13 protein-coding genes are annotated in these 14959 nt (G+C 67.2%); 3 read left to right on the forward strand and 10 right to left on the reverse strand.

Annotated features, from left to right (window positions below):
* Positions 1 to 155: 155 nt before the first annotated feature.
* Positions 156 to 869: an HAD-IA family hydrolase gene (locus QZ951_RS15845; RefSeq protein ID WP_293002296.1), complete on the forward strand. Its 714-nt coding sequence runs from the start codon at positions 156 to 158 to the stop codon at positions 867 to 869.
* A gap of 45 nt (positions 870 to 914) precedes the next feature.
* Here the strand turns inward: QZ951_RS15845 and QZ951_RS15850 are convergent, their stop codons facing one another.
* The 3 genes from QZ951_RS15850 to QZ951_RS15860 all read right to left on the reverse strand — a co-directional run bounded on the left by QZ951_RS15850 (position 915) and on the right by QZ951_RS15860 (position 4118).
* Positions 915 to 1883: an MBL fold metallo-hydrolase gene (locus QZ951_RS15850; RefSeq protein WP_293002298.1), complete on the reverse strand. Its 969-nt coding sequence runs from the start codon at positions 1881 to 1883 to the stop codon at positions 915 to 917.
* Positions 1884 to 2184: 301 nt separating this feature from the next.
* The gene (locus QZ951_RS15855) at positions 2185 to 3216 is read right to left on the reverse strand and encodes an ABC transporter permease (protein WP_293002300.1); all 1032 of its coding nucleotides are present in this window, start codon (positions 3214 to 3216) and stop codon (positions 2185 to 2187) included.
* The gene (locus QZ951_RS15860) at positions 3213 to 4118 is read right to left on the reverse strand and encodes an ABC transporter ATP-binding protein (protein WP_293002302.1); all 906 of its coding nucleotides are present in this window, start codon (positions 4116 to 4118) and stop codon (positions 3213 to 3215) included. Before QZ951_RS15860 ends, QZ951_RS15855 begins: the two co-directional genes overlap by 4 nt.
* A gap of 128 nt (positions 4119 to 4246) precedes the next feature.
* Between QZ951_RS15860 and QZ951_RS15865 the strand changes: the two genes are divergently transcribed.
* The gene (locus QZ951_RS15865; protein WP_293002304.1) at positions 4247 to 5845 is read left to right on the forward strand and encodes a hypothetical protein; all 1599 of its coding nucleotides are present in this window, start codon (positions 4247 to 4249) and stop codon (positions 5843 to 5845) included.
* A 395-nt stretch (positions 5846 to 6240) separates the two neighbouring features.
* Here the strand turns inward: QZ951_RS15865 and QZ951_RS15870 are convergent, their stop codons facing one another.
* From QZ951_RS15870 to QZ951_RS15885, 4 genes are all read right to left on the reverse strand, one after another.
* Positions 6241 to 7137 (reverse strand): helix-turn-helix transcriptional regulator, encoded by an 897-nt coding sequence (locus QZ951_RS15870; RefSeq protein WP_293002306.1) that lies wholly within the window; start codon positions 7135 to 7137, stop codon positions 6241 to 6243.
* 394 nt (positions 7138 to 7531) lie between these two features.
* Positions 7532 to 9028 carry a DUF3526 domain-containing protein gene (locus QZ951_RS15875; RefSeq protein WP_293002308.1) on the reverse strand — a complete coding sequence of 499 codons (1497 nt, stop codon included), beginning with the start codon at positions 9026 to 9028 and terminating at the stop codon, positions 7532 to 7534.
* A complete protein-coding gene (locus tag QZ951_RS15880) occupies positions 9025 to 10506 on the reverse strand; it encodes a DUF3526 domain-containing protein (RefSeq protein ID WP_293002310.1) in 1482 nt (493 codons plus the stop codon). Before QZ951_RS15880 ends, QZ951_RS15875 begins: the two co-directional genes overlap by 4 nt.
* Entirely contained in the window at positions 10503 to 11219 is a 717-nt protein-coding gene (locus QZ951_RS15885; protein WP_293002312.1) for an ABC transporter ATP-binding protein, read from the reverse strand. The genes QZ951_RS15880 and QZ951_RS15885 overlap by 4 nt, the downstream gene beginning before the upstream one ends.
* 343 nt (positions 11220 to 11562) lie before the next feature.
* Here QZ951_RS15885 and QZ951_RS15890 point away from each other — a divergent pair, with 343 nt between their 5' ends.
* Entirely contained in the window at positions 11563 to 12222 is a 660-nt protein-coding gene (locus QZ951_RS15890; RefSeq protein ID WP_293002314.1) for a uracil-DNA glycosylase, read from the forward strand.
* Here the strand turns inward: QZ951_RS15890 and QZ951_RS15895 are convergent.
* From QZ951_RS15895 to QZ951_RS15905, 3 genes are read right to left on the reverse strand one after another with little or no spacing between them, the layout of a single operon-like run.
* Positions 12219 to 12347, reverse strand: coding sequence for a DUF2474 family protein (locus QZ951_RS15895; protein ID WP_293002316.1), 129 nt, complete (start codon positions 12345 to 12347; stop codon positions 12219 to 12221). The two genes, QZ951_RS15890 and QZ951_RS15895, sit on opposite strands and share 4 nt — an antisense overlap.
* A gap of 2 nt (positions 12348 to 12349) precedes the next feature.
* The gene (gene cydB / locus QZ951_RS15900; protein WP_366943952.1) at positions 12350 to 13357 is read right to left on the reverse strand and encodes a cytochrome d ubiquinol oxidase subunit II; all 1008 of its coding nucleotides are present in this window, start codon (positions 13355 to 13357) and stop codon (positions 12350 to 12352) included.
* Positions 13358 to 13365: 8 nt separating this feature from the next.
* Positions 13366 to 14769 carry a cytochrome ubiquinol oxidase subunit I gene (locus QZ951_RS15905; protein ID WP_293002320.1) on the reverse strand — a complete coding sequence of 468 codons (1404 nt, stop codon included), beginning with the start codon at positions 14767 to 14769 and terminating at the stop codon, positions 13366 to 13368.
* Positions 14770 to 14959 lie beyond the last annotated feature (190 nt).

The following is a 14959-nucleotide window of genomic DNA, read 5'->3' on the forward strand; positions in this document are numbered from 1 at the left end:
CGCGTCCCTGCGTCAACCCGTCCGATCCTGGCGGGCAGCGGTCCACTTGTCATCAGACTGTAAACGTCTGCCGAGCGCGAACGCACGCCCCGCCCCACCGGACTTGATTGCGATCATCGAGCGACCGTTCGTCGCCATGCCGACCGACTGACCCCATGCTTCCGAAGCCGCTGCGCCCCGCTGCCATCACGCTGGACCTCGACGACACGCTGTGGCCGATCGGCCCGACGATCCGCGCCGCCGAGGCGGTGGCCAACGCCTGGTTCGCCGAACACGCGCCGGCCGTGCTCGTGCAGTGGCCGGAGGCCGAGCGGATGCGGCTGCGGCAGCAGGTCGTGGCCGCGCACCCGGCGCAGAAGCACGATCTGGCGTTCCTGCGGCGAATGATGTTCCGCGCGATGCTCGACGCCGCCGGCCATGATCCGGCCCGCGCCGACGAGGCCTTCGACCTGTTCATTGCCGAGCGCCAGCGCGTGAGCCTGTATCCGGGGGCGCGCGAAGCGCTGCAGCGGCTGGCGGCGCGCTACCCGATTGCGGCGGTGTCGAACGGCAATGCCGACCTGCAGACGATCGGATTGTCGGCGCACTTCCGCTTTTCGCTGTCGGCCAGCGACTACGGCGCGGCGAAGCCCGATCCGGGCATCTTTCTCGCCGCCTGCGCCCGGCTCGGCCATGCGCCGGACACCGTGCTGCACATCGGCGACGACCCGGTGACCGACGTGCTCGGCGCGCGGCGCGCCGGCCTGCTCGCCGGCTGGATCCAGCACGATGTGGCGGCCTGGCCGCATGCCGAGGCGCATCCGGCGCATCAGCCGGATATCAGCGCGAAGGGCTTCGTCGACCTCGTCGACGCGCTGCTGGGCGACTGATCCGGCAACGGGCCGGTGATTGCGCGCCGGCCCCGCAGGCGCGACTCAGGCGGACTTCGCGACCGGCTTCGCGGCCTGCTTGTCGAGCCAGACGCCGAGGCCCTGCGCGTTCAGTTCGATGTCGAATTCGAGCCAGTCGCGGGCGACGTCGTCGGTCACCGGCGCGGTCATCGCGGCCAGTTCTTCAAGCGCGTGCAGCATCAGCGCTTCGCTCAGGCGTGCATGGCGCTCCGGGGCATCGGCCAGATGCAGCGCGATGCTCTGGTAGTTGGCGATGCCGCCGCGCAGGTCCGCCGCCAGCTGCGGCACGTTGCCGACGCGGCCGTAGTGGGTCAGGAACATGTATGCCGGATCGGTCGCCATGAAGCGGCCGATGGTCTTCAGCCAGGCGTCCGGCTCGAACTGCACCGGCGTCGTCGTCGGCAGCAGGTACGGGCCGTTCTGGCCATCGAACACGCGATACGACAGGCCGAAGGTGTCGCCGGTGAACCAGCCGCGACTCTGGGCATCCCAGATCGCGTAGTGATGGCGGGCGTGGCCCGGCGCGTCGATGAACAGCAGCTCGCGGCCGTTGAAGTCGAGGCGGAAGTTGTCCTCCGCGACGATCACGCGGGACTCCTCGACCGGCACGATGTCGCCGTACATCACCTTCATCGCCTCCGGCCCGTAGACCGCGGTGGCGCCGGCGATCAGCGCGGTCGGATCGACCATGTGCCGCGCGCCGCGCGGGTGGATCACCAGCTTCGCGTTCGGGCAGTGCTGCATCAGCAGGCCGGCGCCGCCGGCATGATCGAGATGCACATGCGTCGGCATGATATACGCGATCTGGTCGGTGCCGATGCCGCGCTTCGCCAGCACCGCCAGCAGCCCCGGAATCGACAGCGACGTGCCGCACTCGATGAACGCGTACTCGTTGCCGCTGCGCATCAGGTAACAGCAGGCGAGCCCGGCGCGCTGCTGCTCGGTATCGATGCAGGTGATGTTGTCGGGGTAGTTGATCGTGGCGGGCAGCATGGCGGCGTCGTGTAGCAGGTGGGCCGCCATTGTAAATCGTGAGGGCGCGTCGCCGGACGCGTGCAAAGGGGCTGGCGGGATCGATGGTCGGACGAGCGTATGGCGCGGTCTCGCCGATCGACCGATCGACCGATCGAGACCATCCGTGGCCGGTCATCGAAATCCGCTGCGAGCCGTGCGGTTTCTCTGGCCCAGCAATCTAGGCCATCCCTGGCGAGACGGTGCGCATGTCGGCTGAGCCCGGACCGGCCATCCGTGGCCGGTCATTGAAATCCGCTGCGAGCCGTGCTCGCAGCGGATTTCAATCCTGCCGCCACTTGAACAGCGCAGCGCCCAAGGTCAGATAGACCGCGCTCATCGCCCCCATCACCGCCAGCGGATAGCCGAGCTGCGACAGCCCCGCGCCATCGAGCATGATCGCCCGCGCGGCCGACAGCAGATGGGTCAGCGGCAGGAAGTCGGCGGCGATCTGCAGCGCGCGCGGCGAACCGTCCATCGAAAAGAACACGCCGCAGACCACCATCATCGGGGTCGAGATCACGTTCAGGATGCCGCCGGCCAGTTCCTCGCTCGACAGGCGCGCCGACACCACCAGCCCCATCGCGATCATCGAGAACGCACCGAGCGCGACCACGATCAGCAGGTCCAGATAGCTGCCTTCCATGCGCAGGCCGAGCAGCATGCGGCAGGCGGCGAACACGAAGATGTTGACGATCAGGATCAGCGCCAGCCGCGACAGGAGCTGCGCCAGCAGGAACTCGAAGGCCCGCAGCGGCGTCGCGTTCAAGCGCTTCAGATAGCCGTTTTTCCGATACCGGACAATGACATAGCCGATGCCGAACAGGCACGCGAACATCATGTTCATGCCGAGCACGCCCGGCGCCACCCAGTCGACATAGCGGATTTCCTTGCCGGTGGTCGCCTGACGCACCAGCGGCTCGCCACCGCTGCCGGCGATCAGCCGTTCCAGCAGCTGGCCTTTCGGCGACTGCTCGTTGACCCAGTACTGCGGCGGCTGCGCCGTGAAGTCGATCAGCAGGTCGATGCGATGGCGCTGCACTTTCGGCAGCGCGATGTCACGGCTGTCCTCCCGATAGAACTGGACCTGCGGCGTTCCCAGAAACGGATGCAGGCTCGTGTCGAGCTTGGCCTCGGCCGGTGCGATCACCGCGACCTTGAACAGCGGCTGGCCGGGGCCGGAGAACACGAACGCGAGGCCGATCACCATCAGGATCGGGAACACCAGATTCCAGCCGAGCGACGAGCGATCGCGGACGAATTCGAGGCTGCGCGCCCACGTCGCGGCGGCGATCCTGCGGAGCGACCCGTTCATTCGCGCAGCCCCCGGCCGGTCAGCTCGATGAACAGGTCTTCGAGTGTGCGCGGGCGGATGCGCAACTGCGCCAGCGACACGCCGCCGGCGAGCAGGGCGGCAACCGCGCCATTGACATCGGCAGTCTGGATTTCCACGGTTTCTCCCTTGGCCACTCCGGCAAGCCCGGTCGCGGCGATCTTGTGCGCCTCGGCCGCCGGCACTTCGAGCATCGAGTCATTGAAATGCTCGGCCAGCAGCTGGCTCGGCACGCCGCGCGCGATGATCTGCCCGGCATCGACGATGACGATCTCGTCGCACAGCAGATAGGCCTCTTCCATGTAGTGCGTGGTCAGCACGATGGTCTTGCCGCGCGCCTTGATGTCGGTGACCAGATCCCAGAAGTTGCGCCGCGCCTGCGGATCGAGCCCGGTGGTCGGCTCGTCCAGAAACAGCAGTTCCGGATCGTTGACCAGCGCGATCGCGAGCAGCAGGCGCTGGCGTTGGCCGCCGCTGAGCTTCTTGCTGTCGCGATCGAGGAATTCCTCCAGCCGGCACAGCGCGATCAGCTCGTCGATCGGCCGCCGCACCGGATACAAGGCACTGAAAAAGCGCAGGTTTTCGATCACCGTCAGATGATCCTGCAGCGCCGTCGACTGGAACTGGATGCCGACGCGCTCGCGATAGCGCGGCCCGAGCGGCTCGCCGCGGTAGCGGATGCTGCCGGAGGTCGGCGTCAGCAGGCCTTCGCACATCTCGATCGTCGTGCTCTTGCCCGCACCATTCGGCCCGAGCAGCCCGAAACAGGTGCCGGCGCGGACCTCGAAGCTCAGGCCGTTGACTGCCTTGACCTGCTTGAAATGCTTGACCAGATCGCGCACTTCGAGCACCGGCACGCTGGTGATGGGGGTTTGTGAATTCATGGGCGGAAGTCTGCCGCAAGGTGATGACGGCTGTCGGTAAGGCGGATTTTCTGACACGGATTTCCCATTGCGGTGCCGGACGCCAGCACCCATCCTCGCGGGCACAGAACAAGACCGAGGAGACGCCGATGACCCTGTTCCGCCGCCTGACGCCGCTCGCTGCCGCCCTGCTGCCGCTGGCCGTGCACGCCGTGCCGGAAGGCCCGGCCTATCCCTCGGCCGCGTGGACGGTGCGCGAAGCGGCGAACTACGCCAAGGTGCTCGAGGCGCCGACCGAGCAGGTGCGCAACCCGGCATTCCTGCTGCGCCTCGGCACGCAGAGTTCGATCAACACCAGCGCGCTGCTGCTGCGCGACGCCCGCGACCCGAGTTGGGTGCTGGCCTACACGCCGACCCTCGCCGCCGCCGTCGACGCGCTGCGTGGGCCGGCGCCGGTGCTGAGCGCGCTCGATCAGGTCACGTCGCTGCTCCGGCGCGATCCGTCGGCCTCGCTGCGATTGCCGCTCGGCGTGCCGGTGGCGCTGCCGCTGTGCTCGACCTATGCCGGGCCCTGCGCCGGCGATCCGTACCGCTGGCCGTCCACCGACGGCTTCTACCGCACCGAAGCCGAGGTCGAGCCGGTGGTGTTCTACGACGCGGGCTGCGCCCGTCTGTCCGGCCGGGTCTGGAAGCCGCGCAATGTGCCGGCCGGCACGCGGTTGCCGGGCATCGTGATCCAGAACGGTTCGGTGCAGGCGCCGGAAACGGCGTACTGGTGGATGGCGCAGGCACTGGTCCGCGCCGGCTACACGGTGCTGACATTCGATCCGCGCGGTCAGGGCCGGTCCGACTTCGCCACCCCCACGCTGGCGCAGGGCACCAACATCAACCCCAGCGTGTTCTGGACCGGCCTCGTCGACGCCATCGACTTCCTGCGCTCGCGCCCGGGCACGCCGTACCCGCACGAGGCGCGCTGCGCCGGCAGCTATCCGACCGTCACCGCGAAGCTCAACCCGTTCCACGCCGTGCTCGATCCGGATCGCCTCGGCATCGTCGGCCACTCGCTCGGCGCGGTCGGCGTATCGATCGTGCAGGGCTACGGCGCACCGGGTGCCGATCCGTGGCCCGGGCTGGTCGATGCGAGCAATCCGGTCGATGTCGCGGTGGCCTGGGACGGGCTGATTTCGCCGGCCGACGGCACGCCCGGCGGCGCCGGGGGTGCGCTGTTCGAGCGGCTGCCGGAGGTACTGACGCAGGCCGTGATCGACCGTCTGATCACCCGCGACGAACCGCGCTGGCAGCCGCGCGTGCCGACGATGGGTCAATCGTCCGAGTACGGCATTGCCCCGCTGCCGCTGCTGGCACCACCGGATCCGGATGCCCATGGCGTCGGCTTCGCAGCGTGGAAGGCCGCGGGCATCCCGACCTACGAATTCACGATTCGCGGCAGCTCGCACTTCGAATGGAGCCTGATCCCGACCTTCCCGACCACCAGCTGGTGCCCGAGCACGGCCGGCGGCAGCTGCAACGGCGGCTGGGGCCGGCCGATGGCCGAGCACTACACGCTGGCCTGGCTCGATCGCTGGCTGAAGGCGCCGACCGAGGCCGGCTACGCCAATGCCGATGCCCGCCTGCTGGCCGATGCCGACTGGCGCGATCGCACGAGCTTCCATTTCCGGTCGGCACGCAGCTTCGTGACGCGGGATGGCGTTTCGCAGGTGTGTGGCGATATTCGGGCGGGGTGCTGAGGCCCGTGTTCGCAGGTCCGACTGAAGCCGGACCTGCGACGGTGCGAATCGACGGGACCCGCGGCCATTCAAGGCACTTCGACAAGCGCGGGGAATTCACTCCGGGGCTGCCGCCTGTTGAAATCACCCGTCGAAGTGCCATTCAAGGCACGCAGACCAAGCTCGGGTGATTCATTCCGGGGCTGCCGCCCGTTGAAATCACCCGTCGAAGTGCCATTCAAGGCACGCAGACCAAGCTCGGGTGATTCATTCCGGGGCTGCCGCCCGTTGAAATCACCCGTCGAAGTGCCATTCAAGGCGCTTCGACAAGCTCGGGTGATTCATTCCGGGGCTGCCGCCCGTTGAAATCACCCGTCGAAGTGCCATTCAAGGCACTTCGACAAGCTCGGGTGATTTCAACCCTTCTTGCCGCCTTGCGCGCGCATGCGGACGAGTTCGATCAGGTCTTCGCGGCGGTAGATCGCGAGCTTCCGGTAGATGCGGGTGGTGTGATTGGCGACGGTCGAGACGGCGATGCCGTACTGGCGGGCAATCGATTTCAGCGTCTTGCCGTTTCCGAGCGCGCGGGCGATCTCCTGCTCTCGCGGCGACAGCGCATCGAGCGGCAGCGGCTTGCGGGCGTAGATGAGGTAGAGCTGCCCGGAGCGGGTGACGCGGAGATGCAGCGGGCCCTGCACGAACTCGCCGCCCTCTTCGCCGAGCACGGCTTCCGGCAGTTCGAACGGCAGATGCGTCAGCGCCTTGCCGTCGTCCTCATCGAGCATTTCGCGGAAGCGTTCGCTGGCGGCGAAGACGCTGCCTTCGGAATCGACCATCGCGGCCGAACCGCGGTTGGCGCGGCCCATGGCCTGCAGCCAGTCGTCACGGCGGATGAACTGGCGCAGCGCCAGGGCACCGGCTTCGACCAGATGCTCGGTCACCCGCTGCAGCATGTCGCCGGCGGGCGGCTTGCGCTCGGCGGCAAACTGCACCAGCACGGTGCTGATCACGGCGGTATCGCGGTGGCGGAACTGCATGGCAACGGCGGCCTGGCCACGAATCACCAGTTCAATGGTCGCGCCGTGCGAGGTATCGGGGAATGGCAGCGCGCTGAGCGCGGCGACGTTGACGTGCGCCTGCGGATGCTGACTGAGTTCGCCACCGTCGGTGCCGGAGCCGCGGGTCCACCATGCCATCGACGAGGCGCCGACCTTTTCGCAGACCCGGACCAGCGCCCGGGCCCGGAAATCCTGCCACTCGTCCTCGACGGCGGCGCGGTAAAGGCCATGTATCAGTTCGTCGGTGAATTCCATCGTCAAGAAGGTTCCCGTGGGCCGTGCGTCAAGTGGCGGCGGCTGGTGATTCGAGGCTGCACTTCGTTCAGTTTAGATGGATAGCAGGGATCGATGGCAAGCACCCAATGAGCGGCGCAGCACACCGTCTGGCGCAGTGCACAAACCGCCTGCGCGCAAAACGCTTGGACCTGCAGCGAGTCGCCCGGCAGACGCGAAAATTGACCGCTCGTTCGTCGATGATGCGCATCAACGCTTGCCGCGGTCGTCAGCGCTCGCCTGCGCGGCCCGGCGCTCGGGTCGGACTCCCCGGTGCGGCGGCAACGTCGACGATATCGCCGGCAACGCACTCGATCAGCGCCGAACGCCCGACAGTCGCGCCACGGCCGGTCGCGCGCTGGCGCGACCTCGAGCCTCAGGCGCGATCGGTGATCGGATAGCGCTCGATGCGGCGGATCGCGTAGGCGAACAGCAGCAGCATCGGCAGCAGCAGACCGATCAGCGCCGAAGCCAGCGGCCCGATCACGGTCGAGACCGATCCCGGCCGATAGACGAAGCGCGGAAAGGCATCGTAATCCCGCAGGGTCAGTGGCTCGTTGGCCAGCACCCGGGCGTTGAAGTACTGCTGCCACTGCTGGTGGAAGGCATCGACCTGCACCGAGAAATCGGCGTAACGCTCGTCGCCGGTGCCGGCGATCGTGTTCAAAGCGTCCTGCATCAGTACCGCCGGCGACAGGAAGCGCAGCCAGGCGATGGTGCTGCGCTGGCGGGCGATCTGGCGATCGTAGACCGCCATGGTCGACGCGATCTGCTCGGCCGCCAGCTGCACCGACAGCACGCGCTTGCGGGCCGCTTCGAAATCCTTGTCGCTGACCGCGCCACCATTGCGGTCGGTTTCGTGTTCCAGCGCGTACTTGGCGGCACCGGCATCGGCGGTTCGCGCCGAATCGGTCTTGACCTCGCGCAAGGAATTGATCATTTCGGCGCGCGACGGCACCGGAAACGACAGATTCACGGCGACGCTGCCAACTGTCGGCAGCACCAGCACCAGCACGATCCAGATGCTGACCAGCATCAGCGCGTTGTGCGCCGAGCCGCGGCCGAGCACGGTCACCGCCGCCGTCACCGCGAACCAGAAGCCGACGTAGGCCGTCACCAGCAGCAGCCAGCCACCGATCCGCACCGGGCCGTCCGCTTCAAAGATCGGCGCGCCGAGCAGCAGCAGCCCGGCGAGCACGAACACCACGAGCGGCACCAGCACCACGGCTGCGCGATAGCTCAGCTTGGCCCACAGCAGCAGCGCCAGCCGCACCGGGTTCGACGCGGCCATCGCCAGCGTGCCCTGCTCGCGCTCTGCCGACAGCAGGTTGTACGACAGCGTGACGATCACCAGCGGCAGCAGGAAAACGACGAAGAACGCCAGATCGAAGCGCCCGGCCAGCAGATTGCCGGGATTCTCGATTTCCTCGTTCAGCGCGAAGGTTTCGCGGCTGTCGGCCGAGACCAGCACATACGGTGGGTTCAGGTCGCTCTGGCCGATCGCGGTGATCGCCAGCGGCGTCGCAGGCAAAGCGGCGTAGGTCGCCGCGTGACGCAAGCCGACCCACAGCGGATTGCGCGGGTTCTGGAACGAGCTGGTCGGTGTGAAACTGCCGGCGTTCATCTTGGTCAGCTTGTCGCGCTGTTCGTCGAGGCGCGTGGCTTCCTCCAGCTGGGCGCTGGCCAGCAGCGAACCCTGGCGATCGCGCCAGGCAGCGCCATTGAACAGGGCGTAGGCGACGGCAGCGAGCAGGATCACGGTGATCAGCAGCACCAGTCGCTCGGCCCGGAACAAGCGGCGTTCAAGCGAGATCGCTTCGCGGAACAGTGACTGCCGGGGCATGTCGGCAGCGGTCACGGTCGAGGCGCTCATGTCGGCTGCAGCCGGCGAACGGCGGTGATCGCCAAGGCCGCGGCAGCGGCAGCCCAGATCAGCAGGATCAACAGGCTCGACAGCTGGCCCGGGACGACGTCCGCGGCCGACGGCGGCGTGTACTCGAATGGCTTGATGCTGGACCACAGTTCCGGGCCGGCCACGTACTCGCTGCTGTCATTCGGCCGGTTTTTGATCATGTCGCCGGCCATTGCCTTCTGAATGCCGCGGCGATAGTGCTCGGCGGCAGCGGCAAAATGATTCTGCTGCGCGATGTCGGTGCCGGCCATCGCCATCGACCACGGCTGCAGCGCCGTCAGCGGAAACAGCACGCCACCGAGCGCGCGGATGCGTTCCTGTTCCTGATAGATCGCCCACAGGCGACCGTAGTGCTCGTCGTAGATACGGTATCCGCGTTCGTCGTCCTCGTTCAGCGACAGCGCGCGGAAGTTCACCGGCAGATCCTCGATTCGCGTGACGCCGTACTGCTTCAGGATCGAATCGCGGAACTCGATGAATGCCGGGTGGTTTTCGTCGTGGCCGAAGTTCGCGCGCTTGGCCTTCGTCAGCGCCGCCTGGAAGTCGAGCGCGCTCGGCGTCGGCGCCAGCCGTGCGGCCAGATCGGTGATCGCGCGCGGCGCGACGAAGGCATTGGCCACCCAGAACGCCAGCAACACGATCAGCGCCTTGCGCGAACTGCCGCACAGCGCCGATACGGCCAGCGCCAGCAGCGCGAAACCGCCGAGGTAGATGGCGTAGCCGGCCAGCATCAGGCCGCTGCGGCCCAAGGTGTCGACGGCGCTGAGGTGATGGTCATCGATCACCAGTAACAGCAACATGCCGAGCAGGATCGGCGGGATCAGCAGCATCGCCAGCAGCGCGCCGAGCGCCAGCAGCTTGCCCGCCAGCAGCTGCGATGGCCGGACGCCGACGCTCAGCAACTGCCGCAAAGTGCCGCGCTCGCGCTCGCCGCTGAAGGCGTTGAACGTCAGCAGCACGATCAGCAGCGGCGACAGCACCTGCCAGACGAAGCTGATCGACAGGTCACCGAAGCGGCGCAGGCTGGTGGCATCGCGCGCCGGCCGGAAGCGGAACTCGTTCTGCTTGTGCGCCTCCATCCAGACCGTGGCGCCGACATAGGGATTGATGCCGGGATCGAGAAACGACAACGGGCTCGCCGGCTTGAACGCGTACTGCCCGAAATGCGCCGCCGAATGCGGATTCTTTTCGCCCTGCCCCAGCCATTGCTGGTAGGTCTCGCTGCGGGCCGAGGCCCGTTCGGCGTCCAGTTGCTCCTGCTGCTGCCAGCCGAGCAGCAGCGCGGTCAGCATCAGCAGCGCGATCAGCCCGCCGGCCCACTTGAGTCGCGCGTCGCGCAGCAACTCGGTCAGTTCCTTGCGGGCAATCGTCGGAATCACCCCAGCCGGTGGCGGTGGCGACGACGCGTTCGGGGTAAGGGCTTCGATCGTGGCGCTCATGCGGCTTTCTTCCCGTAAGACAGATCCAGATAGATGCGTTCCAGTTCGGCATGGCCGACGGTATCGGTGTCGAATGTGGCGGCCAGCACGCCGCGCTGCATGATCCCGACGCGGGTGCCGGTCTGCTTGGCCAGAAACAGGTCATGCGTGGTCATCAGGATGGCCACGCCGCGCGCCTTCATCTGCTCCAGCAGGCGCGCAAACTCGTTGGCCGCCTGCGGATCAAGGCCGGACGTCGGTTCATCCAGCAGCAAGGCCTTGGTGTTCTTGGCCATGGCGATGGCGATGCCGACTTTCTGCCGCATGCCCTTCGAATAGCCGGCGACACGACGCGGCGCCGCGTCCGGGGCCAGTCCGGCCTGCACCAGCAAATCCAGCAGTTCTGCTCGCGGGCGCTTCTGGCCAAGCGCCAGCGTCGTGAAGTACTCCAGGTTTTCGATGCCGCTGAGGCTGCCGTACAGCATCACCGTTTCCGGGATGTAGGCGATGTGCCGCTTCGCCTCCAGCGGCTGGGCGACGACATCGATGCCGTTGACGCTCACCTGACCGGACGTTGGCTGGATGAAGTTCAGGAACAGATTGATCGTCGTGGTCTTGCCGGCGCCGTTGCCGCCGAGCAGGCAGAAGATTTCGCCGGGCTCGACCTTCAGGTTCAGGGAATTCAGCGCCAGATGGTCGCCGTAGCGTTTGGTCAGGTCAGTGGCTTGAAGCATGGCGGCTATCGAATGGTTGTCGTGGCAAGAACGTGGCGCAAACACTCGGCATCGGCTCCGCGGGGTCCGCAAGTCCGATGTCCCTTGGGCTGTGTCTGGCATGACCGGCTTGCAACGCGCGGCGCGCTGCCTCTGCCGGACATCATCCTACGGTTTGCATTTTCGTATTACTGACGAAGCGTAGAGGGATTCATCGCCGAATTCCGTTGAGTTGCGTCAAGCCCGCAGCCCGGTCGATCGCCCCGCCGACCACCTCGTCATCACCCCGGCCGTCCGGCCGTGCGCGACGCCCGGTTCGGGCATGCTGCGCGGCGAACACGCTCCCTGGCTCGTGCCGCACTCGATGACCGATCTCTTTGCCTCCCTGCACGCCGCGCTGACGGCTCTGCCGCCGCTTCCCGGCTGCTTCAATCCCTGGCAATCCGCCAACGCCGACGATAGTGATGACAACGGCGCCGAACAGCGGCGAACGCGTCTGGCCACGCACGCCGCGCGGCCGATCCGGCTGGTGCTGATCGGCGAGGCGGCGGGCTATCAGGGCTGCCGCATTTCGGGGATGGCGTTCACCTCGGAAGCGCTGCTGATCGATGGCAGCATTCCGGGCCTCGAGGCGACGCCGCGGCTGTCGACCCGCGCGAAGCCGTGGAGCGAACCGTCGGCCCGTGTCGTCTGGCGCACGCTGTACGAGCAGCGCCTCGCCGAGACGACCTTCCTGTGGAACGCGTTTCCGCTGCACCCGCACGAGCCCGGCAAGCCGCTGAGCAACCGCACGCCGACCCGCACCGAACTCGCCGCCGGCGAGCCGGTGCTGCGCGCCTTGCGCGACGCGCTGCCGGATGCCGTGCTGGCGGCCGTCGGCAACAAGGCGGCCGAGGCGCTGACCCGGCTCGGGTATGCGCATGAAGCACTGCGTCATCCGGCGTATGGCGGCGTGCCGGAATTTGTTGCCGGGGTCGAGGCGCTGGCGCTGCGGCTGCGGCGCAAGCCCGGCGCGCGACGCTAGGGCCGGATCGCCCAGCGGATCAGCAAGGCGACCCCTGCGAGCGCGGCGACGCTGGCCAGCCAGATCGCGGCGAACCAGGCGAGCCGGCGCAGAATCGAAGGCGAAGGCGTGTTCGAGTCCGCCATCGTCAGTGATGGTAGTCGCCGACCACGCCGACCTTGCCGCGAAACGCCCAGTACGAATACGCGGTGTAAGCGAGGATCAGCGGCAACAGCACCACCGAGCCGACCAGCAGGAACGACAGCGAATTGTCCGGTGCCGCCGCTTCGTGGATCGTCACCGACGACGGCACGATGTACGGATAGAAGTTCACGCACAGCCCCGCGAACGACAGCCCGAACAGCCCGAGTGCAGCGAAGAACGGCTGGCGTTCGTGCTGGCCATCGAGCCCGTTCCACAGCGCCAGCACGCAGACCGCGAGCAGCGCCGGCACCGGCGCGGCATACAGCAGCGTGGGCCAGACGAACCACTTCTGACGGAACGCCTCGTTCAGGAACGGCGTCCAGACGCTGACCGCGCCGATCAGCACGACGGTGGCGATGCCGGTCCACTGGGCATGGCGAAACGCCTGCTGCTGCACGCGGCCTTCGCACTTCCAGATCAGCCAGATCGCGCCGAGCAGCGCGTAGCCGACGACGACGGCAACGCCGGTCAGCAGGCTGAACGGCGTCAGCCAGTCCCACCAGCCGCCGGCGTACGCGCGTCCTTCGACCGGAATGCCCTGCACCAGCGCGCCGAGCGCAATGCCCTGCGCGAAGGCGGCAACGGTGGAACCGCCGGCGAATGACCAGTCCCACGCGAACTTGCCGGCCTTCGTTTTCCAGCGGTATTCGAAGGCCACGCCGCGGAACACCAGCGCCAGCAGCATCCCGATGATCGGGGCGTACAGCGCCGGCATGATGATCGAGTAGGCCAGCGGAAACACGGCGAACAGGCCGCCACCGCCGAGCACCAACCAGGTCTCGTTGCCATCCCAGACCGGGGCGACGGAATTCATCATCTGATCGCGATCGGTCTCCTCCGGCAGGAACGGAAACAGGATGCCGACGCCCAGATCGAAGCCGTCGAGCATGACGTACGCAAGCACCGCGAAAGCGATCAGCCCGGCCCAGATCGTCGCGAGATCGAAGCTGATTTCGGGGCTCATGACACCACGCCGGGCACTTTCAGCGCCGGGGCCGGATTGATGCCGGCGGCGCGAATCGGCTCGTCCGTCGGCAGGTCCGGCTCGACCTTCTCCGGCGGCTTCTTCATCAGCCGCACGATGTAGAAGGTGCCGGCGCCGAACAGCGCGAAATAGACCACGATGAACGCGACCAGCGACGAACCGACCGCAGCTGCGGCAATCGGCGATACCGAATCGACGGTCTTCAGCAGGCCGTAGACCGTGTACGGCTGGCGGCCGACCTCGGTCGTGATCCAGCCGGCAACCACCGCGACGAAGCCGGCCGGGCCCATCGCCACCGCCGCGCGGTGCAGCCACGGCGCGGCAAACAGCCGGCCTCGCCAGCGCATCAGCAGGCTCCAGACGCCGATGCCGAGCATCGCCATACCGATGCCCACCATCACCCGGAAACTCCAGAACACGATCTGCACCGGCGGACGCTGCTCCGGCGGGAACTCGTTCAGGCCGCGAATGCTGCCTTCCCAGCTGTGGGTCAGGATCAGCGCGCCCAGCCGCGGCAGTTCCAGCGCGTAGTCGATGCGCGACTCGGCCGGATTCGGAATCCCGAACAGGATCAGCGGCGCGCCGGGATGGCTGTCGTAATGGCCTTCCATCGCGGCGATCTTCGCCGGCTGGTGCTCGAGCGTGTTCAGGCCGTGGAAGTCGCCGGCGACGATCTGGATCGGCGCGACGATCGCCGCCATCCACATCGCCATCGAGAACATGGTCTTGGCGCCCGGATTGCCGTGACCCTTCAGCAGATGCCAGGCCCCGACGCCGCCGACCACGAACGCGGTGGTCAGATAGGCCGCAAGCAGCATGTGCACGAGGCGATACGGAAACGACGGATTGAAGATCACCGCCACCCAATCGGTGACGACGAACTGGCCGGCCGCGTTGATCGCGTACCCGGCCGGCGTCTGCATCCAGCTGTTGACCGAAAGAATCCAGAACGCCGACATGAACGTGCCGAGCGCCACCATCGCCGTGGCGATGAAATGCAGCGTCTCGCCGACGCGCTTCAGGCCGAACAGCATGATGCCGAGGAAGCCGGCTTCGAGAAAGAATGCCGACAGCACCTCGTAGCCCATCATCGGCCCGAGCACCGGGCCGGTCTTGTCCGAGAACACGCTCCAGTTGGTGCCGAACTGGTAGCTCATCACCAGCCCGGACACCACGCCCATGCCGAAGGCCACGGCGAAGATCTTCTTCCAGTACTGGAACAGACTGAAGTAGACCTTGCGTCGGGTCAGCAGCCACAAGCCATTCAAGACGGCGAGATAGCTCGCCAGCCCGATCGAGAACGCCGGAAAGATGATGTGAAAGCTGACCGTGAACGCGAACTGGAATCGCGCGAGGGTCAGCGCATCGAAAACGTCCATCGGCAACGCCCTCCGCAGCACTTCATCGGCGGCAGGAGCGATGGGCTCGATCAGCGCGCGCGGCGCGTGGTCAGCGAGGGGCCGAATCGCGCTTGGCGATTGTTCGACCGATGTCCGACTGCCTGCGGTGCGGGCTGCACGAGCGATCGTGCCGTCGCCGGATTATCGGCCGCGACATCGGCTTCTGCAG

This window comes from Nevskia sp., from assembly GCF_021732705.1.
Lineage (GTDB): Bacteria > Pseudomonadota > Gammaproteobacteria > Nevskiales > Nevskiaceae > Nevskia.